The organism is Stenotrophomonas sp. YJH_SMC_53 (assembly GCF_059369995.1).
This window is the reverse complement of the sequence record NZ_JCAFTF010000013.1, coordinates 60,626-82,305: the sequence shown is the minus strand read 5'-3', so window position 1 is coordinate 82,305 and position 21,680 is coordinate 60,626. Positions and strand designations below refer to the sequence as shown.

21 protein-coding genes are annotated in these 21,680 nt (G+C 63.5%); 12 read left to right on the top strand and 9 right to left on the bottom strand.

The window, feature by feature from the left end; translation table 11 throughout:
- Positions 1-26 precede the first annotated feature (26 nt).
- Positions 27-620 (top strand): hypothetical protein, encoded by a 594-nt coding sequence (locus tag AC5P7X_RS17815; RefSeq protein WP_495215228.1) that lies wholly within the window; start codon positions 27-29, stop codon positions 618-620.
- A 78-nt stretch (positions 621-698) separates the two neighbouring features.
- Here the strand turns inward: AC5P7X_RS17815 and AC5P7X_RS17810 are convergent, their stop codons facing one another.
- From AC5P7X_RS17810 to AC5P7X_RS17795, 4 genes are all read right to left on the bottom strand, one after another.
- On the bottom strand, positions 699-1,337 hold the full coding sequence (locus AC5P7X_RS17810) for a hypothetical protein (RefSeq protein ID WP_495215227.1): 639 nt from the start codon (positions 1,335-1,337) through the stop codon (positions 699-701).
- Between the two features lie 46 nt (positions 1,338-1,383).
- Entirely contained in the window at positions 1,384-4,728 is a 3,345-nt protein-coding gene (locus AC5P7X_RS17805; protein ID WP_495215226.1) for an XVIPCD domain-containing protein, read from the bottom strand.
- A gap of 34 nt (positions 4,729-4,762) precedes the next feature.
- Positions 4,763-5,407: a DUF1629 domain-containing protein gene (locus AC5P7X_RS17800; RefSeq protein ID WP_235642969.1), complete on the bottom strand. Its 645-nt coding sequence runs from the start codon at positions 5,405-5,407 to the stop codon at positions 4,763-4,765.
- Between the two features lie 188 nt (positions 5,408-5,595).
- Complete coding sequence (locus tag AC5P7X_RS17795) at positions 5,596-5,973, bottom strand: hypothetical protein (protein ID WP_111177640.1); 378 nt, start codon at positions 5,971-5,973, stop codon at positions 5,596-5,598.
- A 167-nt stretch (positions 5,974-6,140) separates the two neighbouring features.
- On the opposite strand from AC5P7X_RS17795, the gene AC5P7X_RS17790 reads away from it, so the two are divergent.
- The 3 genes from AC5P7X_RS17790 (at position 6,141) to AC5P7X_RS17780 (ending at position 8,593) form a co-directional block, all read left to right on the top strand.
- The gene (locus tag AC5P7X_RS17790) at positions 6,141-6,356 is read left to right on the top strand and encodes a hypothetical protein (protein WP_235642957.1); all 216 of its coding nucleotides are present in this window, start codon (positions 6,141-6,143) and stop codon (positions 6,354-6,356) included.
- Positions 6,357-6,842: 486 nt separating this feature from the next.
- Positions 6,843-7,211: a hypothetical protein gene (locus tag AC5P7X_RS17785; RefSeq protein WP_495215225.1), complete on the top strand. Its 369-nt coding sequence runs from the start codon at positions 6,843-6,845 to the stop codon at positions 7,209-7,211.
- A 635-nt stretch (positions 7,212-7,846) separates the two neighbouring features.
- Complete coding sequence (locus AC5P7X_RS17780; RefSeq protein WP_495215224.1) at positions 7,847-8,593, top strand: HNH endonuclease; 747 nt, start codon at positions 7,847-7,849, stop codon at positions 8,591-8,593.
- A gap of 92 nt (positions 8,594-8,685) precedes the next feature.
- Here AC5P7X_RS17780 and dgt read toward each other — a convergent pair whose 3' ends face one another.
- Together dgt and aceE are read right to left on the bottom strand one after the other, a co-directional pair.
- The gene (gene dgt / locus AC5P7X_RS17775; protein WP_495215223.1) at positions 8,686-10,110 is read right to left on the bottom strand and encodes a dGTP triphosphohydrolase; all 1,425 of its coding nucleotides are present in this window, start codon (positions 10,108-10,110) and stop codon (positions 8,686-8,688) included.
- A gap of 346 nt (positions 10,111-10,456) precedes the next feature.
- Positions 10,457-13,144, bottom strand: coding sequence for a pyruvate dehydrogenase (acetyl-transferring), homodimeric type (gene aceE, locus AC5P7X_RS17770; protein ID WP_206620641.1), 2,688 nt, complete (start codon positions 13,142-13,144; stop codon positions 10,457-10,459).
- 545 nt (positions 13,145-13,689) lie between these two features.
- Between aceE and AC5P7X_RS17765 the strand changes: the two genes are divergently transcribed.
- Positions 13,690-14,250: a PadR family transcriptional regulator gene (locus AC5P7X_RS17765; RefSeq protein ID WP_495215222.1), complete on the top strand. Its 561-nt coding sequence runs from the start codon at positions 13,690-13,692 to the stop codon at positions 14,248-14,250.
- A 60-nt stretch (positions 14,251-14,310) separates the two neighbouring features.
- The gene (locus AC5P7X_RS17760) at positions 14,311-15,108 is read left to right on the top strand and encodes a siderophore-interacting protein (RefSeq protein WP_495215221.1); all 798 of its coding nucleotides are present in this window, start codon (positions 14,311-14,313) and stop codon (positions 15,106-15,108) included.
- Positions 15,109-15,181: 73 nt separating this feature from the next.
- Here AC5P7X_RS17760 and AC5P7X_RS17755 read toward each other — a convergent pair whose 3' ends face one another.
- On the bottom strand, positions 15,182-16,003 hold the full coding sequence (locus AC5P7X_RS17755) for a hypothetical protein (protein ID WP_495215220.1): 822 nt from the start codon (positions 16,001-16,003) through the stop codon (positions 15,182-15,184).
- Between the two features lie 207 nt (positions 16,004-16,210).
- On the opposite strand from AC5P7X_RS17755, the gene AC5P7X_RS17750 reads away from it, so the two are divergent.
- Positions 16,211-16,612, top strand: a complete 402-nt coding sequence (locus AC5P7X_RS17750; RefSeq protein WP_005415048.1) for a hypothetical protein — start codon at positions 16,211-16,213, stop codon at positions 16,610-16,612.
- A gap of 175 nt (positions 16,613-16,787) precedes the next feature.
- Here the strand turns inward: AC5P7X_RS17750 and AC5P7X_RS17745 are convergent, their stop codons facing one another.
- Both AC5P7X_RS17745 and AC5P7X_RS17740 read right to left on the bottom strand, forming a co-directional pair.
- On the bottom strand, positions 16,788-17,495 hold the full coding sequence (locus tag AC5P7X_RS17745; protein WP_005415047.1) for a YceI family protein: 708 nt from the start codon (positions 17,493-17,495) through the stop codon (positions 16,788-16,790).
- Between the two features lie 86 nt (positions 17,496-17,581).
- Positions 17,582-18,172, bottom strand: a complete 591-nt coding sequence (locus AC5P7X_RS17740; RefSeq protein WP_005415046.1) for a malonic semialdehyde reductase — start codon at positions 18,170-18,172, stop codon at positions 17,582-17,584.
- A gap of 126 nt (positions 18,173-18,298) precedes the next feature.
- Here AC5P7X_RS17740 and AC5P7X_RS17735 point away from each other — a divergent pair, with 126 nt between their 5' ends.
- The 5 genes from AC5P7X_RS17735 (at position 18,299) to AC5P7X_RS17715 (ending at position 21,611) form a co-directional block, all read left to right on the top strand.
- Positions 18,299-19,258, top strand: coding sequence for a mitochondrial fission ELM1 family protein (locus AC5P7X_RS17735; protein WP_070490028.1), 960 nt, complete (start codon positions 18,299-18,301; stop codon positions 19,256-19,258).
- 154 nt (positions 19,259-19,412) lie between these two features.
- Positions 19,413-19,643, top strand: coding sequence for a hypothetical protein (locus AC5P7X_RS17730; RefSeq protein ID WP_005415044.1), 231 nt, complete (start codon positions 19,413-19,415; stop codon positions 19,641-19,643).
- A gap of 48 nt (positions 19,644-19,691) precedes the next feature.
- Positions 19,692-20,543: a DUF2145 domain-containing protein gene (locus AC5P7X_RS17725; RefSeq protein WP_206620646.1), complete on the top strand. Its 852-nt coding sequence runs from the start codon at positions 19,692-19,694 to the stop codon at positions 20,541-20,543.
- A 19-nt stretch (positions 20,544-20,562) separates the two neighbouring features.
- The gene (locus AC5P7X_RS17720; RefSeq protein ID WP_053499060.1) at positions 20,563-21,066 is read left to right on the top strand and encodes a hypothetical protein; all 504 of its coding nucleotides are present in this window, start codon (positions 20,563-20,565) and stop codon (positions 21,064-21,066) included.
- 32 nt (positions 21,067-21,098) lie between these two features.
- Complete coding sequence (locus AC5P7X_RS17715; protein ID WP_235642966.1) at positions 21,099-21,611, top strand: hypothetical protein; 513 nt, start codon at positions 21,099-21,101, stop codon at positions 21,609-21,611.
- Positions 21,612-21,680: the final 69 nt, after the last annotated feature.

The following is a 21,680-nucleotide window of genomic DNA, read 5'->3' as shown; positions in this document are numbered from 1 at the left end:
TTGGTGCTCTTTTCGGACTGTCAGCCATGCTCACGCTGACGTCTGCATGTGCGCGATCGCCGGATACGTCTGCCCTCAATGAACGTGCCGTTGCCGCAGATACGCATCCTGCCCCCGTCTCCATGACCGAGCTGCAGAAGCGGATTCTCGCCTATGCGGATTCGCTCAGGTCACGGGCGGATATCAGTCCGGACAAGTTCGGCACGGCGATCGGTGTGTCACTCGTGCCAGACGAAAAGGTCAGCATCAAACACATCGCGAAGGACCTGACAACAACGGACGGCTATAACTATGGGGTTACTTATCTATCGGTTGAGTCGGCACGTGAGTTCCCTAACCAAGAGGTGATCTTCTATCAGCTGGGCAAGCAGCCAGTGACAGATGCTCCGAATGGCGTGTGCTACTGGGAAGCCGAAAGTGCCGGACGAGCGCTCGAAGCCCTCGGATACAGGACCGGAGCAGAAGTGCCATTTCAGAGAGGGGGCATCAGGCAGTACCGGCGCCCCATCACCGGTGGTAACCAGGGTATGGATACCAGCCTGTTGACCTATCGTTCCGATGAAGGTGATACAGCGAGAACCTGCGTCTACGCGGTCCAGTTCGGAGGGGGAGACCGATGAATACGATCCCCCTCTATCGGCAGAATGCCGAGCTGACTTACCCGTGACACTCAGCGTACCGGCGGTGGCGAGGCTGCCTTACTTGGGCCTGCGCAAGTAAGCAACCAGCAGTTCCGGCTGGTACGGCTCAAGCTGTGGCAGAGGGGAGTGCAGTTGCACTTCAACCCGGTATCGGCCCGGCGACGGATTGCGTGCCCATGCGAAGGCCAGCTGTGCATAGTTGTCATCGGGTCGTTCCAGCCCAGCATTCTGCAGCGCCAGCACGTCAACATCCTCCAGCCACGCATTTGTCACTCGACCATCGGCGGGGATGGGAATTGTTCTGGCAGGTTCCCCAATGACCCATTCCAGCCGGTGCAAGGGCACGTCCTTCCATCCACTCGATTCCAGGCGCTGCATGGAAACCTTCGCCTGGAACCCGGACGCCCGAACATCGGCCAGTGCCCCAAACGCCGCGGTGTTATCCGTGCGGTCAACGCGAATGCCGATCATGAGCGTTGGAGAGGAATTTTTGCTGGGAGCAGCCACATCGAACTCGACCGTCAATGGTGCACCCATTGATGAGGTGGGCATGGCTCGCACAAGCGGCACCAGATCCGGACGATGGGCCGCTACTATCGAGCCTTCGTCGCGAGCCGCATCGGGCCGGCAGGCGGTAGCCAGAAGAACGAGTAGTCCCGCGAGCATGCAGATCCGGCGCTTTCCTTGTGGCGTCATCTTCACTCCTCCGTGCAGGTCGCCAGTGCAGCGCATGCCCTACTGATCACATGCTCGCCGCACGAATCTGGATGTCGTGCTGCACCCGCTGATCTTCCAGCTGCTGATCCATCTGATTCGCAAGCGCACGCTGATTCGCTTCACGGCTGACCGCATCGAACTGTTGCAGTGACTCTTCAACTGATGTCTGCGCCGCCAGCTCGGTCGGCATCGCAGCGCGCTGATGGGCCGGATTGCTCGGTTCGCCCTGCACTACGAACAGCGTGTGCCCTGCCGGGTGTTCGTGCGTGGCGTTGCTCACCAGCACATGGTCCACCCGTTCCAAGTCGTTGTCCTTGGCCAGCACCAGAAGGCTGACGGTCATGCGTTCGCTGACTTCATCGAAGCTGCGACCGTGCTTGGCGTCCAACGCCTCCACGCCCTCGCGGATCTGCTGATACAGCGCATGATCGGGATGGCCGGGCTGCGTGGGGTCCTGCAGCGTCCGGTTCGGGCCCGATGCCTCATCCGGTGCGGGCGCGGTCGGTTCAGGGCTTGGCGCTATCGTGGGCGCGGCAGGAACAGTGACAGCCGCAGTGACGGGCTGGTGGTCACCCAACGGAACCGGTTCGGGCTCTGGCACGTGTTGTGCCGCTTCCTGCTCCAAAGGCCATGGATCGCGCGCAGCCTCAGCAGGCAGCGGCTCCTTGAACGGCACCGGCTCGACCTCCTGCACTGCCATGTCCTGCTTTGGAGTGGGAGCGACCGCAGGCACCGGGGCCATCTGCTCCGGCTCCGATGCCTGCTCTGTGCGCTGCGTTGGCATCGCCTGCGTGGCCGCAGCCAGAGGCGGGGCGGCATGTGGCGTCGCGCGCTCAGGTGCGGCCTGCTGCGCCTGCATCGGCCCAGCCGGCTCCGGCGTCTGTGAGACCGTACGGTCTTCGGTGGGCGCCTCGCTGTTTGGATGGGGCTGAGGTTGGAGCTCCGCCTCACGCCGCGGCGGATCGCGCTGCTCGGCGTGCCGCTGAGGCTCGGGCTTATCCTGTGGGGCGGGCGTAGGCGGTGGCGTGACCGCCTTCGCGGGCGGCGCCGCCACAACCGTCGCAGGCGCGATGGGTTGCGCAGTCGCCGGCTCTTCAGGCCGCACTTCCGCGTTCCCATCCTGCTCGGATGGCTTGTCGCCATGTGCCACCTGCGCGGCTGCTCGTGCAGCCCGTCCTGCATCTACCTGCGCAGCACCCAGCCGATTGGCTTCCTGCAGTGCCTGCCGGTACGCCTCCTGCTCACCCGCCGACAGCGCAGCAATGCGCAGCTCGGGCGAGTCGGGCAACGGCGCCTGCTCATTGGCACGCGCGCGCACCTCATTCCATGCGGCCTGCAGCTCCGGCGTGCTGGTGGTCGCGACGGCGCGCGCCACGCCATCCTGGCCCACCTTGTAATGGGTGATGGGCCGAGAGGCGCCCGCGTTGCCCTCGGCTACAGGCCCCAGTTCCTGCAGCGTGAGCCCCGTAATGCCGTGCTGCTCGCGCGTGCGTGCCGTGGCCAGGGCAATGGCCTGCTCCCACGCCGGTGACAGTGCGACGCCCGCAGCGTAGTAGCTGTGGCGCAGCTCGTTCTGGTTCACCTCCGCCGCAGACGGCAGCGGCCGCGATTCCAATGCGGCAATAGTCTGGTTGAACTGATCGAGCGACGGCTGCTGGATGGTGCGGGTCAGCTCCAGCTCCAGCGCCATGTTCCCCTGTGCGATCTGGCCAGCATGGCTCCATTGTCCTACTTCATCGCGCTGGTAGAGCTGGTTGTCCGAGCCCTGGATGGCGTCGGGCCTGGCACGGGCCTGCCCCACCGCCTCCGGCACCAGCGGCACGAAGTCGCTGGCGCGGGTAGCGACGTAAGTCTCCAGGTAGCTGGCGGCAATCGCGGCCTTGCCGTTGGCGATGTTGTTCTCGATGCGCTGCACCGCCTCACGATTCAACTCGTTGGCGCGTTCGGGGCTGGCGGTCTGCGTCTCATACACACCCCGGTCGTTGGCACCGGACACGCCAATCTTGACCTGCCGCGTCCACTGTTCGGTCTGCGCATCGCGGTGCCAGTTGGGATTGTCCAGACGGCCCTCGCCGTCCTTCGCCGGAATGCTGAAAGGATCCTGCGGCGACGGCGCCTTGCCCAGCGCCAGCTCTACCGCTTTTACGTGGGCGTATGCGCCCAGCTCGCGGGCCTTCTCGTAACTGGCGCCCACACTGCGCTCAGCCGGATTGCCCAGGCCATCGCCCGCGCTGTCCATGACCGCCTGGCGGTCCCAATTGCGGCCATTGAACTGCCACGTCACGCCGGCCTTGTCGGTCTGCTGGTAGATGGCGCGGTTGTCGAGCAGATCGGCGCCCTTGTCGAACGCCTTGCTCATCAGCAGCGCATCGCCCGCGACGATGGCCGCAGGGACGAAGCTGGACGTGCCGATCACCGACGCGGTGGCCATGCCACCGACCCAGCCACCGCCGTTGCGCGCCAAGGCATGGGTGAGCTCGGACTGGGCGGCGGTGCCGTTGCCCTCTTCCAGCAGCTGGGAGGTGCGACGGGCGGTAACGACAGCGTCGGCGCCGGATGCGAGCAGGCCGCCGGAGCGGATAAGTTGGCTGGTGGAGGCCTCGCCGAGGAGGAGGTCCATGGTGATGCCGCCTTGCTGCAAGCGAGGCGCACGAATGCGATAGGCAGCCTCCTCACCTAGCACTCGCTCCACTTTCAGGATGCCCGGCTCCGACATGACAATCCGACCAGATTGTTGCGCATCGGAGATTGCCGCCGACAAGCTGTTCCTCTGAAGCTCAAGATCACTTCCTTTAGTCAGCTTAGTGCCGAACTGATCATGGACATCCAGCAAGGCCACAATGCGCGACTCAGTTCTGGTCACTAGAAGATGCATTCGCTCGTCTGGACGCATGCCAGTCAACGCGCCGTACTGCGAAGAGTGGACCTGCGCGTAGCGATCGACATTTCCGAAGAATGCCTGCGTCCGCGGCCTGATGGCATCTGAATCCATGCCAAGAGGGGCGTTCGTGTAAAGATCACCGTTGACTAGGCCAATCGTCATTGTGTCGCGAAGGCCGTTGACCTGAGCTGCCACGCGCTGCATCGCAGCCACGTCACCGCGAAGCGCAGCTTGGCCGTCTGGTGATGCCTCGATCAGCTCCAGAGAAAAGGTGATTCCGTTCTGATAGTCCTTGATCGGCCCCCCGCCATGAGGGGACACACCCATGGCAGCAGCGAGCTTCTTGTCTGCCGGCATGTAGAGCAGGTTCTCGAACACGTCCTTCTCAACGAGCTCTGCGTCCACCAATGCCTGCAGAAAATCGTTGTTATTGAAGGTTTGTTGCTCAAGCACATGGTGCTTCTGAAGAATCGGACTGTTGCGCGGCATAGAGCGACCTCTTCCTTGAGTTCAATCAGCGGGCTCAGATATCAGCTGCGTCCGTAAACGATAGTCCTCGCGACTCGCCCCTATCACCGATGCCGGCGGCCAGAATCGCATCGCGCAAAGCGCTGTCACAGAAAACCAGGTTCCCTGAGTACGGCGTTCGGAATATGTGCGCCTGGTTGATGACATCCTTTCGGAACGCCAGGGAACTTCCACCCCTGAGATCGTAAAACTTGCCTCCGGGATAGCCCTCGTCGCGAACAATGCGGAGCTTTGACGCAGCTTCATCGACCGCATCGATCACTCGGGTCACATCGCAGAGGAAGTAGCGCGGCCCTTCAGATCGATTGGCGAGGCGGTATTCGCTCTCCACAAACTCGAATCCGTTGGGATCGACAGAGACAAACGCGTTGCGCAAGCGCTCCGAGACGAGCCAGTAACCGCTCATTCCTCCTTCAAGATCTTCCGGAAGCCCCCCCTTCTTGGGCGAGTGAACCAACAGTGGTTTCTCTGCCAAAGGTGGAAATCCACCCCCTTCAGGACGGAGGATCAACCGTGGAGGTGTACGAAGTTTCTTCACATTCTCGAACACTACCCCGTGACCCTTTCCCCCGCGAGTGGTGTCCGGCATCAAGAGGAAGAATTCTCCGCGTCTGGGCTGAGTTGACTCCATTTGCTCCATGATATTCATCCCTTACAAAATCCTAATTGCTAGCCTAGAGCCAACCTGAAGGAGAGGAAAGTGACCTCCTTTCACTTACGTGAAAGCTGGCGCCACGCCTGCCGCACGTTGCCCCTGCGTGACATAGCTGTCGTACGTTCCCAACGCACCGAAGCTCCAAGAGCTGGCACTCCCCAGCTTCAGCTCCGCTAGGCCAACACCAGATCCCCATTGATCAGCGCCACCTTCACCGTGTCCTGCAGCATCCTCACGGCCTCCACTGCCCGAACGGTAGAACCTAGGTCGCCTTCAAGCGCCCCCTGCCCGTCTGGCGATGCCTCGATGGCAGCCAACTGCTGCAACATGCCCTGTGTGTAGGCATCAATCGGCTCCTGCACATAGCGCGCGCATCCCAGCTCATCTGCGAACGCCTGCTCAATGGGCAGGTACAGCCAATTGGGTGCAGAGTTGATGTCGAACTCGCCCGCCGCCTGCAGATGGCGAAGTAGGTTGCTTCCCGCAACGATCGTGGGACCGATGATCAACTGAGAATCGAACAGCGCGTCATTGTCTTCGATAGCAGCCATGGGTCTCCTTTCCTATGGATGTTGCGATGGGTAACTACGGTACTTTTTTACTCTGGCATGCATTGGTACGCAATCGGACCACAATGAAATTTTACCGACGGCCGACGGCGCGTCCCGCCGTGTGAGACGCATCGCAGCCACGCTCCTCTTCTCACTGGAGGATGCCCATGTTCAGAATCGACCCCACCTGGCTGCAAGCCTTCGACAAGGAGCTCCTCCACCTGTTCGCCATCGACCACCGCGATGCTGGCATGGATGAGTACCTGCTGGGCTGCTACGCAGACCTTCCGCCGCGCGAGGCGGCGCTGGCGTTCGGCAGCGACTACGACCTGGAGCGCGACGATGCGCTGTGGCCCCGGCCGGGCGTGGCGCTGCAAAGTTAAGCAGTGTCGCAATCGGCACACTGCGCGTATCAGCCCGGCGGGCTACGTGTCGTTTTCGGGATCCCGAACGGCTGCAAACCGTGCTTTTTGATGCGCATTCGGACGGTAACTTAACACCGGCCGAAACCACTGCACCGCAAGGGTTCTGCCACGCGCGCGCCATGCAACAATGCCGTAAGCGTCAGCATTTGCGGCCTCTGCGGCCTACGGTTTCTTGGCATCTCGCAACCATGCGAGTACACCTTGGCATGCCACCTCACACAGGGTGGCACGGGCGTCGAAAACCCGGTCAACAACCATGTGTTTGCGCTTGTCAGCCGGCGTCACGTTCGTGTGACGCCGGCTGGCAATCCGTTCGCGGTCCATGGCGGGCGGTGCGTGGGGGTCTTCGGACCCGCCGGATTGGTTGTTGACCGGTTTTCGAGCCTCGCATCGTCCGCCACTTTTATCGGTGGCGCTGCTGTCTGTCCTGTACGGAGCATTGCCATGAACACATCGGACTTCCGTTCCCTGCACGCGCAGTACGATCCGGACAACGCCGAACCCGAGCGCGAACGGTCCATCGATCCCAACGCCTTCGTCGCCACGCTACGCCGCATCGGGACCGGTGCAGCTGCGGATGGCCAGCCTTGGCCGGAACGGCATCAACTGCCTGGGCGGTGTCTTCAGTTGGCGAACGCGGATTGCGCGCTGGCGGGCCTGCGTGTGGTGGCGGAGCTGATGCTGGCCGCAGAGCGGACCCGGCAGAACGGCGCGCCCGAGGAGTACCTGGGGGATAGGGTGATGGAGGGGCTGAAGATGGCGTGTGTGGCGTTGACTGCGCAGACTATTGAGCGGTTACAGGTTCGGGAGTAGAGCCCAAGGCTTGAACCTCAAGCAATAGGCTGCGGGCTGTTGTCGCGGCCCCCATTGTCCGTCGTAGCTGATCTGCAGGACTTCCAATGAAGTCTCTGACGTACGCATTACTTTGTTTGGCAGCGCTGATTGGTTCAGCGCTCGCCCACTTCCACCTGCCCCAAGGCCATTTAGAGCTGAAGACCTACCCCAAGGTCTCGGGTGCCGCGTTTGCTGTCATGCGTGAGAACGCCCTTGACCTAGTGGCTGAAGATGCAGAGCTAGGTGCCGGACGCTTTGCGGCCAGATACTTCGAGCTCACTTGCCGAGGTGAGCCCGCTCTTCTAGTGGACAATTCCTCATCACAGCTGCTCATCATAGGCTTCATAGGCCGAGCCAGTGAGACGCCTTGCGATCAACCTCTACTCCAGCGCTGGAGTAGCCGACTACTTCCGGCCGACTAGGGCTTTGCAACTGAACTCCACATACGAGACGTACCGACGGGCCTGAATAGTCTGTGGTTTACGCTGGCAGCGCTACGCTCTTCCGTCCCAAGCCATTTGCAGCTCATTGTGTCGTTTACGGCATACTTCCCCCAGGGCGCCTCGTGCAGCCAGGTACAGGGGAAGACTGTGAGCAGGTGGACTGAAGACGAATTGGCTGCTGCCGTTGAGGCGTATCGCCAAATGGAGGCGCGTCTCGCCAATGGATCAGGCCTTGAGAAGGCCAGGGTCTATCGGGAACTCGCGGAACGCCACGGACGCACAGCCAAGGCGTGGGAGTACCGCATGCAGAACATCTCCCATGTTCTGGATCAGGCAGGCAAGCCGTGGCTACCCGGGCTTCTTCCAGCTTCGAACGTAGGTGCGAATGTTGAGCCGAAACTTGCCAAGCTCCTTGGGCTTTCTGGTGAAGCGCTCACATCGGTCTCCGGTCCCACAAGGGAACTGTTGGAGCAGGAGACTAAAGCGGCGGAAGCATCTGGCAGTTTCTCCCCAACAGACGAGGTTGACGAAAAGCAGCGCGTGCTCGCGGCTATTGTTCGGCGCCGCGGACAGCCTGCGTTCCGCAAGGCACTACTGGAGGCGTACGGCGGTTGCTGCGCTATGACGGGGTGCAATGTGGTCGATGCGCTTGAGGCGGCCCACATCCGTCCCTACTCCGGCCAATCGAGTAGCGTGGTCAGCAACGGCCTGCTGTTGCGCGCGGACGTTCACACCCTTTTTGACCTCTACCTTATCGCCGTAGATCCTGTGTCCTTGCGGGTGTCTCTGGCGCCTGCATTGCACCAGTCAAGCTATAGTGACCTTGTCGGCAAGGAACTAGCCACCCCAGTTTCAGCGATGCTTTCAGCCAGCCCTGATTCGCTAGCCTGGCACCGGTCACAGTGTGCCTGGGCGTAGAGCTCCCCCGCTTGGTCGTCTCAGCTCGCGAGACAACAGATGGAGATCCTTTGCTTGCTGATTCCACTTGCCTCACTTGATGTATAGATCATTTAATGGGGTTTGAATATGGTCGAGTCCTCTCCGAATAGACGTGCATAAAGCTCGAATGCGTACCGGTCGGTCATGCACGCCACAAAATCACAAACCACCCGCCGCATTCCGCCCGCACCCGCTTGCTTCGCAATATCGTAGCGCCGCCGCCAATCCCCCGGAAGAAGCGTTCCCTCACTTTCAAACAGAGCCTCAAAAATACTGGAGACAATATCCTTCCCTCGATGCTCTACGACCGAAAGGAGCGGTGATCGAATCACAAGCTCGAAATTCATATGCTTCAATAGTTCAACTTCAAGCAATTGAGCGCGGGCAAGCTTCACACTTGAGAGCGCTGGATGCTTGTCGTTACTAATTAGTTCGATCCCACCAATCAATCGACCAACACGCTCGGCAGTGTAACCACTCCTAAATAGCGGATCACTAATAAATCGAGAATCCCTATTGTAGGCATAAACAGACTCAATCAATCCGCGATATTTTGATTTAACCAAACCACCACGATCCGGCGGCGAAAAGTCCGAGAAAATCTGATTAAGAGATTCAATAACCTCCTCCATTCCGGAAATTTCCTTATACCCGAAACTACGAAGTGCCGCATTGGTCTTCTTGATCACTTCAATACGAACAATTTCATTATTAACTATTTCATTCAGCAGCTTTAATGGCGAATAGAATCCCGCATGCAGACTGTCTTCAAGATCGTAAGTTGAGTATGCAATATCGTCCGCAATATCCATGATTGCGCATTCTATTGTCTTGAATTTAGCATCAGGATCAAGCCCAGGAGCCACCGCAGATTTTATATCCTTGACGAGCCTAAGCTCGGAGGCGTAATAGCCCTTCTCCAACCTGGCGCCCGCGTAGCGCTCTATTGGAATACATGAATCATACTTAAGTACTGACGCAAGGGTTCTATATGTAAGATCAAGCCCAAACTCATCAGTTACTCGCCCGCCTCTTATAGTTACGAGCTTCCGTTCCACATTGGTAAGGATACGAAGTGTTTGCGCATTCCCTTCGAATCCGCCACTCGACAACATTAACTCGTCAAGCGCATGCTCGCCATTGTGCCCGAATGGAGGATGTCCAAGATCATGAGCAATTCCCGCGAACTCGAGTAAGCTCTCGTCAATCGATGCATCATCACCGAATGCTGACTTTACTTGCCCAGAATTGAGAGTGAGGGCGAGGCCTCGTGCAATTTGAGCCACTTCGAGCGAGTGGGTCAACCGATTCCTAAAAAAGTCAGACTGACCGCCAGGATAAAGCTGAGTTTTCCCCTGCAGTCGCCGAAAGGACGGAGCATGTAAGAGCCTTGCGTAATCCTTCTTGAAAGGCCCCCATGCACTCTCATCCTCACGCGTTCCGGGTTTCCCCGAAGGCCTAGAAAACTGAGCACTTCCCGCATAAATCGCGTTCATTCATCCCCTCCTTGGATCGAATCGATTCTATTTAGTTTTTTTGGCCGCCGAACTCAGAGCCTTGGGTTTAGGCTTCGCTGCACTTCGTTCGACACTTCTAACAGCGCCACCCAACGCAACATGGAATCCCGACATCTGCTTCTCGAGAACCATGGCCATATATTTTCCTGAAGTTGACCGGTGTGCATTCTGATGCTTCTTTAAGTCTGCCACGGCATGCGTCTCCTATAGGTCATGTTGATCCTACAACATCGGACAGCGCGAGTCTGTGAGATGTGGCGGTGCTTCACATAAAAATAAAGGGGCGACCTTTCGGCCGCCCCTACTACTTTGAACGAGTTACCTATCAAACCCCAACAGGGTTAGCCTTCTCCGGATCAATCTTGTACTGCTTGATCGCCCGAGCCACATCCTTCGCGGTCATCTTCCCTTCCTTCGCCAGCGCCGCAATCGCGGCATGGGCGATGTAGTAGCGATCAACCTCAAAGAACCGGCGCAGGTTCGCACGCGTATCCGACCGGCCGAAGCCATCCGTACCCAGCACCGTGTAGCTCATCGGCACGAACGCACGGATCTGGTCCGCATACGCACGCACGTAGTCGGTGGCGGCAATCGCCGGGCCCTGGCGGCCTTCCAGCAGCTGGGTCACGTAGGCCTTGCGCTGCTCACCTTCCGGATGCAGGCGGTTGGCACGTTCCACGTCGAAACCATCGCGGCGCAGTTCGTTGAAGCTCGGGCAGGACCAGATGTCGGCGGTCACGCCGAAGTCCTTGTCCAGCAGCTCGGCAGCGGCAATGGCTTCGCGCAGGATGGTGCCCGAGCCCAGCAGCTGCACGCGCAGCTCGCCCTTCTTCGGCTTGCCGGCGTCGGTCAGCAGGTACATGCCCTTGACGATGCCTTCGGCCGCGCCTTCCGGCATGTCCGGGTGGCTGTAGTTCTCGTTCATCAGGGTGACGTAGTAGTACTCGTCCACCTGGTCTTCCATCATGCGCTTGGTGCCGTGCTGCAGGATCACCGTCACTTCGTAGCCGAAGGTCGGGTCGTAGCTGCGCACGTTCGGGATGCCACCAGCCACCAGGTGGCTGAAGCCATCTTCGTGCTGCAGGCCTTCACCGTTCAGCGTGGTGCGGCCGGCGGTGCCGCCCAGCAGGAAGCCGCGGGTACGCATGTCCGCCGCCTGCCAGGCCAGGTCGCCCACGCGCTGGAAGCCGAACATCGAGTAGTAGATGTAGAACGGCAGCATCGGCACGTTGCTGACCGAGTAGCTGGTACCGGCGGCCATCCACGAGGCGATGGCGCCCGGCTCGCTGATGCCCTGCTGCAGCACCTGGCCGCTCTGGTCTTCGCGGTAGAACATCAGCTGGTCGGCGTCCACCGGCTTGTACTTCTGGCCGAACGGCGCGTAGATGCCGATCTGGCGGAACAGGCCTTCCATACCGAAGGTACGGGCTTCGTCGGCCACGATCGGCACGATGTGCGGGCCCAGTTCCTTGTCGCGCAGGGTGATGTTCAGGCTCTGCACGAACGCCATGGTGGTGGAGTAGCTGCGCTCGCCGCTGCTCTTCAGCAGGCGCTCGTAGGCTTCCAGCTTCGGCGCCACGAAGGTCTTGTCGGCCTTGCGGCGGCGCTGCGGCAGGTAACCGCCCAGCGCGGCACGGCGTTCCTGCAGGTACTGCACTTCCGGCGAATCCGGGCCCGGGTGGTAGAACGGCACCTGGCCATCGGCCAGCTGCGCGTCGGTTACCGGAATGTTGAAGCGGTCGCGGAAGTGGCGCACCGCTTCGTCGTCCAGCTTCTTGGTCTGGTGGGTCGGGTTCAGTGCCTCACCGGCGCTGCCCATGCCGTAACCCTTCACGGTCTTGGCCAGGATGACGGTCGGCATGCCCTTGGTGTTCACGGCCTGGTGGTAGGCGGCGTACACCTTGTGCGGGTCGTGGCCACCACGGTTCAGGCGCCAGATGTCGTCGTCGGAAAGGCCGGCGACCATCGCGGCGGTTTCCGGGTACTTGCCGAAGAAATGCTCGCGGGTATACGCGCCGCCGAAGGCCTTGCAGTTCTGGTATTCGCCGTCGACGGTTTCCATCATCAGCTTCTTCAGGACGCCGTTGGTGTCCTTGGCCAGCAGGGCATCCCAGTAACCGCCCCACAGCAGCTTGATCACGTTCCAGCCGCCGCCACGGAACACGCCTTCCAGTTCCTGGATGATCTTGCCGTTGCCGCGCACCGGGCCGTCCAGGCGCTGCAGGTTGCAGTTCACCACGAAGATCAGGTTGTCCAGGCCTTCACGGCCGGCCAGGGCGATGGCACCCAGGGTTTCCGGCTCGTCGCTCTCGCCGTCGCCGATGAAGCACCACACCTTGCGGTCGGACTTCTCGATCAGGCCACGGTTTTCCAGGTAGCGCATGAACTGCGCCTGGTAGATGGCGGCCAGCGGGCCCAGGCCCATCGACACGGTCGGGGTCTGCCAGTAGTCCGGCATCAGCCACGGGTGCGGGTACGAGGACAGGCCACCGCCGTCCACTTCCATGCGGAACTTATCCAGCTGCTCTTCGCTGATGCGGCCTTCCAGGAAGGAACGTGCGTAGATGCCCGGGGCGCTGTGGCCCTGGATGAACAGCAGGTCGCCCGGGTGGTTTTCGCTCGGGGCGCGCCAGAAGTGGTTGAAGCCCACGTCGTACAGGGTAGCGCCGGAGGCGAACGAGGCGATGTGGCCGCCCAGGTCACCCGGCTTGCGGTTTGCGCGCACCACGGTGGCCATCGCGTTCCAGCGGATGATCGAACGGATGCGCCATTCCAGCTCGGCGTTGCCCGGGCTCTTGGCCTCGAACTGCGGTTCGATGGTATTGACGTATTCGGTGGTGGGAGAGAACGGCAGGTAGGCGCCCGAACGACGGGTCAGTTCCACCATGCCTTCCAGCAGCTGATGCGCGCGCTCGGAGCCCTCGACATCAATAACGGCCTTCAACGACTCGATCCACTCCTGGGTTTCCACAGGATTCGGGTCGTTGTTCAGCACCTCGTTCAACCAGTTCATTAGCGCTCCCATAACCGCACGCACGCGCGCGACTGTTGTATAGATTTCTAGACCGCAAAGTGTAGCGCACCAAGGGCTTTCGTCACTTGGCTACGCAGGCGTATGGATGCAACCGGCCAGTGTCCGCAAGGGGCTTGCCGGGCCCGCTGATGGCCCTGCGGCAGGCCTTGGCGGCGGCGCGGGCTGTCGCTTGCGGGCCGCTGCGCCCATGCGCAGGACGCAGTGTTACTGCTGCCGATGACGGTTGTAGGGCAACTCCGGAACCACCGTAGGTGGGCGCCGGGCAGCGGTTCTGAACCGGCGACAACATGTCGCACCTGCCTCTGGATCGCTGCCGGCGGCGGGCCCAGGGTGGGTCGCGAGTGATGGGCCCGATGGCCCTGCTCCCTTCCACAGCATCGCCGGGGCGCCTCGCAGGGGGCGCCCTTTTTGCTGTGCGCACGAAGGTCCGTGGCCCAAATCGCACCTGCTTGTGGCCGGATCGGATGTTGTCGCTTTCGACATATCGATATATCGTTTGCGCACTCGTTTACCGATATATCGAAATGAGCCGTACCGCTTCTGCCAGAGCCCGTTCCACCGATCCGGATGTGCCGCGCCGCAACGGCCAGCCGCGCGTCCTCAGCCGCGGCGACCTGCGCCTGCTGGTGCTGGCCCTGATCGGCGAGCAGCCTCGCCATGGCTACGAGCTGATGCAGCTGATCAGCAACCAGTTCATGCAGGCCTACACGCCCAGCGCCGGCACCATGTACCCGCTGCTGGCCAGCTTCGAGCAGGCCGGCTGGATCGAGGCCGAGGAAGTGGATGGCAAGCGGATCTTCCGCATCACCGCTGCCGGCGAGTTCGAGCTGAAGGTGCAGCGCACCCAGGTACGCCTGGCGCAGCGACGTGCCTTCGACCGTGCCCGCGAGATCACCAAGGCCTCGCTGCCGCCGCCGCTGGCCACTGCCCTGCGCGAGTTCAAGCGGGCGCTGGTGCATCACCACGGCCGCTGGGCCGAGGGCGAGGCGGACGAAGTGGCGGCGCTGCTGACGCGGGCCTCGGCCCTGCTCAACGGTACGGCCGGTAGCGAGCAACCACCGACTTCAACGACCCAGCCAGACTGAATCCAGCCAGGTCCTCCCCTACGCCGCGCGCCCCCGCGCGACACCTTTACAGGTATCCCCATGACCGAACACAACAACACGCGCCTGCGCCTGGATGTGCGCTTCCGTGAACTGACCGTGCTGCGCACTGAAGAGGTCACCCCGCACATGCGCCGCATCGTGCTGGGTGGCGACGACCTGGCCGGCTTCGATTCGCCCGGCGCCGACGACCATATCAAGCTGTTCTTCCCCAACGCTGCGGGCGAGATGGTGCTGCCGGTGCTGACCGCCGAAGGCCGCAGCTACCCGGCCGGCAAGGAGCCCTCGCCCGCCCGCGACTACACCCCGCGCTGGTGGGACCACGAGACCGGCGAGCTGGCCATCGACTTCGTGCTGCACGACCAGGGCATTGCCGGGCCGTGGGCCGAGCGCGCACAACCCGGCGACGTGCTGGTGATCGGCGGCCCGCGCGGCTCGTTCGTGGTGGCCGACACCTACGACGCCTACGTGCTGATCGGCGATGAAACCGCGCTGCCGGCCATCGCCCGTTGGCTGGACGTGCTGCCGGACGGCGCCGAGGTGCAGGCCTTCATCGAAGTGCGCGACGAGGCCGAGCGCCAGGACCTGCCGCAGTACGAGAACGTGCGCATCCACTGGCTGGAGCGCAATGGCTTCCCGGCGGCCAGCAGCACCCTGCTGGAAGACATGCTGACCGACTTCGAGGCCCCGGACGGCGATGTCTTCTACTGGATCGCCACTGAATCACGCCGCGCACGGATGATGCGCAAGTTCATCGAAGGCCACCTGGGCGTGCCGCGCGACTGGATTCGTTCCACCGGCTACTGGAAGGCCCACCCGGACGAAGCCGACGGCGATTGATCAAAAGGCGGTGGGTGCGGACCGTTGGTCCGCACGCCCTCCGAAGGGTAGTGCCGGCCGCTGGCCGGCAACCTCATGAACCCTCGACAGGAACCTGCAATTGCCGGCCAGCGGCCGGCACTACCGTCTGCCGCATCCACCCGAACCGCTGCGCGGCCCAGATCTCCAGCGCCACCAGCAGGGCGATGATCAACAACGGCAACAGCAGCCCGAAGTACACGCCGGGCATCATGCCGTTGATCTGCGCCTTCACCAGCCGCAGCACGCCACGGGTGTGCAGCAGCTCATCGACGTGCATGGTCAGCGCCTCGCGCACCACCTTGGGTTCCAGGCCGAGGCTACCGGCCCTGTCCACCAGCGTGTCTTCCACCATGCTGCGCAGCAGGCCCTCGCGCACCTTGCCGATCACCCAGCCGGTGCCGCGTGCCAATGGGCCGTTGCCAAGACGGTCCAGGCCAGGCAGCGGATGTTCACTGAGGTAGGCAGAAGCCACGGTATCGGCCACATCGCCCACCGTGCCCTGGCTGCGCAATGCCCCGCGCATGCGTGGGTCGTCCAGCGAATCGGTAAAGCCTTCGCTCCAGCCTTCCACCAGGGTCTGCAGGTGCGGCTGGAAATGATCGAGCTGCTTGAACAGCGCGCGGTGCGCACCGGCAGTGAAACCCAGCTGCAGGCCGAAGAAGGCAGTGGCCAGCGGCAGCAGCACCACGTAGCTGGCCAGCAGCCAGTGATGCCAGCGCTTGCGCCGCTGCAACCAACCACGGCGATGCAGCCAGCGCCAGCCGAGGATGCCCAGCACCAGGCCGAGCAGCGTACCGAGCACGCTGCCGCCCACCAGGTCGAGCACGCTCAGGCCCGACCAGAATTCGTTCAACCAGTACTGCGCGTCCTGCATGGGTCTTCCTTCCGTGGGTGATACCGCAGCCATTGTAGAACCGAGCCCACGCTCGGCTGCTCTCCGCTCCGCCATCGGAAAACCGTGTGCTGGGCGCGATGAGCCGAGCGTGGGCTCGGCTCTACAGGTATTCCGCCGCCCGGTTCAACGCATCAGCCGGCAAGCAATGCGACAATCGCGCTCCTTTCCTGCAGCAACGAGGCCCATATGGCCAAACTGACCCTGGCCAGCGTGGACGCGCTGCGTACCCGCTTCGCTGATGACGCTGCCTGCGACGCGGCCCTGGCCGCCTTCGCCGATACCGCTGCACTGCGCGCGCCGCTGCGCGAGCTGGTGGAAGCACAGCACCGCTACCTGCAGGCCGAATTCGAAGTGGCGCAGGTGGCCGACGTGCTGCGCCGCGACCAGAAGTACGCGCCGGTGGGTCGGCCTTCGATCAACATCGTGCAGCTGCGCAAGCAGCAGGCGGCCACCAAGCAGGCGGCGCTGATCGCCCGCCAGGTGGTGGCACAGGCCGCGCAGACCTTCGTGCGCGTAAGCGGGCTGGTGGTGAAGGCCAAGCAGAGCCCGAGCGAAGCGTGTGGCGTGTGGTTGGGCGCGCTGCGCTGAAGGATCGTGCGGACCAACGGTCCGCACCCACCAGATGCAGGTTGGCACCTGCCGGGTAGTGCCGGCCGCTGGCCGGCAACCCCATCGGCATCGGGTGCCTCGCATGCAGAACCCAAAAAGAAGGCCCGCTTTTCAGCGGGCCTTCTGCCTTCTCACGACGAGTGAGCTGGGTGCATCAAGCGGCCGGCTTTTCGCCGGTGGCTTCGGTGGTGATGCGGATCTTCACTTCATCGCTGACGTTCGGGGCGTAGGCGCCGACGCCGAAATCGCTGCGCTTCAGGGTGGTGGTGGCATCGAAGCCAGCCGCCGGAACCTTGGCCATCGGGTGTTCGCCGCCACCGTTGACGGTGACGTCCAGGGTGACCGGCTTGGTGATGCCCTTGATGGTCAGGTCGCCGGTGACGGTCAGCTTGTTGGTGCCGGCCGCTTCCACCTTGGTGCTCTTGAAGGTGGCATCGGCGAACTTGGCGGCGTCGAAGAAGTCGGCGCTCTTCAGGTGCTCGTCGAACTTGGCGGTGAAGCTGTTCAGGCCGCTCAGCGGCAGCTTCACTTCCACGGTGGACTTGGTCACGTCTTCGGCGTTGTACACCAGGGTGCCTTCGACGTTGCCGAAGTGCGCGCTGGGGTTGGAGAAGCCGAAGTGGCTCCACTGCGCCAGCACGTCGGTGTGGCTCGGGTCCAGCTTGTAGGTGCCCGAGGCGATCTTGATCGCTTCGGCAGCCGGCGCCGCGGCGGCGGCATCAGCCGCCGGGGTGGCAGCCTGCTCGGTGGTGGCCGGGGCGGCGGCATCGGCAGCCGGGGCAGCGGTGTCGGCCGGCTTGGAGCAGGCGGCGATGGCCAGGGTCAGGGCCAGCGGCAGCAGCAGTTTACGGGTGGCGCTCATCTGAGGAACTCTCCGGATCGTAGGGTGGGTACACGGTGCAGCAATGGCCCGCTGCGGAACAGCGGGCCCGAAATCGATACAGCGACTTACGCGATGCGCGCCGCTTCGTCGAACGACAGGCGCGGCAGGCGCGGGAACAGGCCCGCCGGATCACCGTAACCCAGGTTGACCAGGAAATTCGACTTGATGGAGGTGCCGGCGAAGAAGGCTTCGTCGACCTTGGCCGGGTCGAAGCCGGACATCGGGCCGGCATCCAGGCCCAGCGCGCGCGCAGCCAGGATCAGGTAGGCACCCTGCAGGCTGCCGTTGCGGATGGCGGCTTCGTGGCGGCCTTCCTGCGGGCCATCGAACCAGGCCTTGGCATCGGTGTGCGGGAACAGGTACGGCAGCTTCTCGTGGAAGTCCAGGTCGAAACCGATGATGACGGTGACCGGCGCAGCCATGGTCTTGGCCAGGTTGCCTTCGGAAAGCGCCGGGGCCAGCTTGTCCTTGGCCTCCTTCGAGGTGACGAAGACGAAGCGCGCCGGCGTGGTGTTGGCCGCGGTGGGACCCCACTTCACCAGGTCGTACAGTTCCTTCAGCAGGCTCTCGGGGACCGGCTTGTCGAGGAAGGCGTTCTGGGTGCGGGCCGTACGGAACAGCTGGTCAAGGGCAGCGGCGTCGAGCGCGTGGGACATCGGTGGATCTCCAGGGCGGCGAAAGGAAGTCAGTGCCCGCGGGCGGCGCGGGGCGAAACGACGAGCCGCAGTGTAGAGTGTCGCGACTGTTGCAACACCCAGCAGGGCTGAAACGAATTAATGCCAATGGTGAAACGATCGAGCGCGCCATGGACGGTCACTGACGGCCGTGCGGGCAATGTCCGCCAGGCGGTCGCGCTGGCCTCGGCACTGCGCCAGGGCACCCACCGACCGCTGCTCCTGCAACCGCGCGCACCCTGGCGCTGGCTGTCGCCCCGGCGCCTGCCCGGCGATGTGAATGGCTACGGCGAGGCCTTGGCGACGCTGGCGGCTGAGGCGCCGACACTGGCGATCGGCTGTGGTCGCCAGGCGGCCGGTGCCCTGCGCGTGCTGCGTGCACGCGGCAGCCAGGTGGTGCAGATCCTCGACCCGCGCATCGGCGCCCGCCATTGGGACGTGGTGGTGGTGCCCGAACACGACGCCCTGCGCGGCAGCAATGTGCTGACCCTGCTCGGCAGCCTCAACCCGGTGGACGACGACTGGCTGGCCTGGGGTCGCGCCGCGTTCGCCGGCTTCAGCACCCTGCCCGGTCCGCGCACCGCACTGCTGGTGGGCGGGCCGACGCCGCTGGCGCCGTGGGACGAGACGGCGATGGTCGGTGTTTTCCAGGCGCTGGCCGACCAGATCCGCAGCGAAGGCGGCAGCCTGCTGGCGACCACCTCGCGCCGCACGCCGCCGGCGTTGGCCGAGATCCTGCGCGCGAAGTTCGCCGACCTGCCGCACGTGATCTGGGGCGACGGTGGCGACGGTACCAATCCCTATGGTGGCCTGCTCGGCTGGGCCAACCGCGTGGTGGTCTCGCCCGATTCGGTGAACCTGCTCTCTGAAGCCTGCGCCACGCGAATGCCGGTGATGGTGGCGCTGGCCGATACCGCGCAGGGCCGGCTGGCCCGGTTCCAGCAGCAGCTGCGCGAACGCGGACGCTTGCAGCCGCACTGGCTGGACTGGCAGTACGACCGCATCGAGCCGCTGCGCGAAACCGCGCGGATCGCGGCGGAAGTGAAGCAGCGCCTGGCCTTGGGGTAGTGCCGGCCGCTGGCCGGCAACGCTGTGCGCATTACCGGACATCCTGCCGATGCCGGCCAGCGGCCGGCACTACCGGGATGCACAGCGATTTCTGAACATTTCAATCTGCCCATACCGTTAGAGTCCGGTGTCCCCCACCGGATCGAATGCCTTCATGCGTACCCTGCTCCTGCTGCCCCTGGCCCTGCTCGCCGCGTGTTCGACCGCGCCCACCGAGCTGGACCCGATCTCCTATCAATGCCAGCAGCAGCTGGATGCGTACCGCGAACAGCCGGCGCTGCGCGATCCGAAGACGGGCGAGCGCCCGCCGCTGCCGATCGCCCCGATCAGCGATGCCTGCGACAGGGAACTCCAGCGCAAGGGCGTGGATCGCCCGCTGCGCTGAGCAGCGTATGATCGGCGCGCGGGCCTGCCCGCCGTTGAAGGTACCGACATGGATCGTTTTTCCCGCCTGCGCCGCGCCGCGCTGCTGATCGCCAGCCTGCTGGCGACCGCACCGGCCTGGGCCGACAGCACCGCCTGCCGCGAGCGCTACCCGAGCGTGGCGTCGCAGGCGGCGATGCTGGACGTGGCCTGGACCACCGCCGAACGCCTGGACGCGCTGCCCGATGTGGACGTGGTGGTGGCCGCGCGCGGTGGCCAGGACCTGAGCCGCTACGGCCTGCGCCACAGCCACCTGGCCTTCCTGCTGCGCGAGGACGACGGCCGCTGGCGCGCGATGCACCTGCTCAACCGCTGCAAGACCGACAGCTCGCAGCTGTACCACGAGGGCCTCGGCAACTTCGTCGGCGAGAGCGGCGGCCATACCGACCTGCGCATCGGCGTGCCGTCGGCCCCCTTGCGTGCAGCGCTGCGCGCGATGCTGGTGCCGCCCTCGATCCAGCCCAAGGCGCTGCACGAAACAAGGTACAACGTGGTCGCCTACCCGTTCGCCACCGACTACCAGAACTCCAACCAGTGGGTGCTGGAAGTGCTGGCGGCGGCGATGGCGCAGACCGAAGGCGCGCCGGCCATCGTCAAGCGCGAACAGGCACAGCAGTGGCTGCGCCAGCAGAAGTACCAGCCCAGCGTGCTGCATATCGGCCTCGGCAAGCGCGTGGGTGCGCGCCTGTTCGTAGCCAACGCCACCACCACCGACCATCCAGCCGGCGAACGCATCTCCGGCAACTATTCGGTGGTGACGGTGGAATCGGTGTTCGACTTCCTGCACCAGCGCAGCCAGCTGCAGCAGGAACTGGTGATCCCCCATGTGCCGGTGGCCGGTGCCACCGCCGCCACGCCCTGAATCCCGCAAGGAGAACGACATGCGTCCGCTGCTTACCTCTGTGTTGTCGACGGTGATCGTCACCGGCCTGGCGTGGTCGACGGCCGCCCACGCCGAACGCCGCATCGTGATCATCCATGACCCGGGCCCGCAGGGACCGAGCCTGGAAATGTCCACGCAGATGGTGGCCTCGGCCCGCGCCGCAGCAGCGAAGGAAGCCCAGGATGCGGCCGATGCCGGCCAGCCGCTGGCCCGCCCGCAGCAGATCAAGCTGCCGCAGATGGAGGTGAGCGCAATCGCCACGACCGTCGATGGCCGCCGCGAAGTGCTGCTGCGTGATGCCAACGATCCGCAGAACACCGCATCGATGCAGTATCCGCGCGGCGTCGGCGACCCGGCCGTGCAGTTCACCGTGGGCCAGACCGTGAACTTCGAGCCGACCGGCGCCGACCAGGGCTGGCAGCTGAAGGACAACCAGGGCCGCCCGCTGGAATACCTGCCCGAGGCCACCGGCCCGCGCGATATCTTCGATACCCGGCGCTGAGCCGCCGTCCCCACGCTGACCAGGAGGTCTCCATGTTCCGCTGCCTGCGCGTTCCCGCTTCTGCCCTGCTGCTCTCCGCGCTGCTGGTGCCCACCGTCCATGCCGGCGCCGCGCCGCAGTTGAACAGCAGCGAGGCCAGCGTGCTGATCACCTCGCTGATCGTGGTCTCGGTGCCGCTCGCTGCATCGGCGGGCCTGTCCGAACTGTCCAAGGCGCCGTTCAAGGCCAGCGAACGCAATGGCAGGGTTGCCCGCACCAAGGCGGTGCCACTGCCGCCGATGGAAGTGAAGAAGGTGGAGATCACGGCGGCCGGCGAGCGCCAGGTGCAGCTGCAGGTGCCCGACAAGGCCGATCAGACCGCCACCCTGCGCTGGCCGGCGCGCGTGCATGAAGACCAGACGGCGGCCTTCGTGGTCGGCCAGCAGGTACATTTCGACCCCACCGAGGCCGGTGCCGGCTGGACCGTGAAGAGCGCACAGGGCCAGGCACTGGCTTACGTCCCCACCGCCTACGCCGCGGGCGATGTGATGAGCGAAGCGTTGTAAAGCTGAACAAGCGGTTTTGGCTTTGCCGCGGGCCGGGCGGATAATGGGCGATCCCCTTTGTCCCCCTGG

Coding starts and splice junctions, on each gene's coding strand:
- AC5P7X_RS17735 (WP_070490028.1), top strand. CDS start 18,299: ATGGTGAAACGATCGAGCGCGCCATGGACGGTCACTGACGGCCGTGCG.
- AC5P7X_RS17785 (WP_495215225.1), top strand. CDS start 6,843: ATGAACACATCGGACTTCCGTTCCCTGCACGCGCAGTACGATCCGGAC.
- AC5P7X_RS17765 (WP_495215222.1), top strand. CDS start 13,690: ATGAGCCGTACCGCTTCTGCCAGAGCCCGTTCCACCGATCCGGATGTG.
- AC5P7X_RS17740 (WP_005415046.1), bottom strand. CDS start 18,172: ATGTCCCACGCGCTCGACGCCGCTGCCCTTGACCAGCTGTTCCGTACG.
- AC5P7X_RS17810 (WP_495215227.1), bottom strand. CDS start 1,337: ATGACGCCACAAGGAAAGCGCCGGATCTGCATGCTCGCGGGACTACTC.
- AC5P7X_RS17750 (WP_005415048.1), top strand. CDS start 16,211: ATGGCCAAACTGACCCTGGCCAGCGTGGACGCGCTGCGTACCCGCTTC.
- AC5P7X_RS17755 (WP_495215220.1), bottom strand. CDS start 16,003: ATGCAGGACGCGCAGTACTGGTTGAACGAATTCTGGTCGGGCCTGAGC.
- AC5P7X_RS17805 (WP_495215226.1), bottom strand. CDS start 4,728: ATGCCGCGCAACAGTCCGATTCTTCAGAAGCACCATGTGCTTGAGCAA.
- AC5P7X_RS17715 (WP_235642966.1), top strand. CDS start 21,099: ATGTTCCGCTGCCTGCGCGTTCCCGCTTCTGCCCTGCTGCTCTCCGCG.
- AC5P7X_RS17725 (WP_206620646.1), top strand. CDS start 19,692: ATGGATCGTTTTTCCCGCCTGCGCCGCGCCGCGCTGCTGATCGCCAGC.
- AC5P7X_RS17815 (WP_495215228.1), top strand. CDS start 27: ATGCTCACGCTGACGTCTGCATGTGCGCGATCGCCGGATACGTCTGCC.
- AC5P7X_RS17745 (WP_005415047.1), bottom strand. CDS start 17,495: ATGAGCGCCACCCGTAAACTGCTGCTGCCGCTGGCCCTGACCCTGGCC.
- dgt (WP_495215223.1), bottom strand. CDS start 10,110: ATGAACGCGATTTATGCGGGAAGTGCTCAGTTTTCTAGGCCTTCGGGG.
- AC5P7X_RS17790 (WP_235642957.1), top strand. CDS start 6,141: ATGTTCAGAATCGACCCCACCTGGCTGCAAGCCTTCGACAAGGAGCTC.
- AC5P7X_RS17795 (WP_111177640.1), bottom strand. CDS start 5,973: ATGGCTGCTATCGAAGACAATGACGCGCTGTTCGATTCTCAGTTGATC.
- AC5P7X_RS17730 (WP_005415044.1), top strand. CDS start 19,413: ATGCGTACCCTGCTCCTGCTGCCCCTGGCCCTGCTCGCCGCGTGTTCG.
- AC5P7X_RS17760 (WP_495215221.1), top strand. CDS start 14,311: ATGACCGAACACAACAACACGCGCCTGCGCCTGGATGTGCGCTTCCGT.
- aceE (WP_206620641.1), bottom strand. CDS start 13,144: ATGAACTGGTTGAACGAGGTGCTGAACAACGACCCGAATCCTGTGGAA.
- AC5P7X_RS17720 (WP_053499060.1), top strand. CDS start 20,563: ATGCGTCCGCTGCTTACCTCTGTGTTGTCGACGGTGATCGTCACCGGC.
- AC5P7X_RS17800 (WP_235642969.1), bottom strand. CDS start 5,407: ATGGAGCAAATGGAGTCAACTCAGCCCAGACGCGGAGAATTCTTCCTC.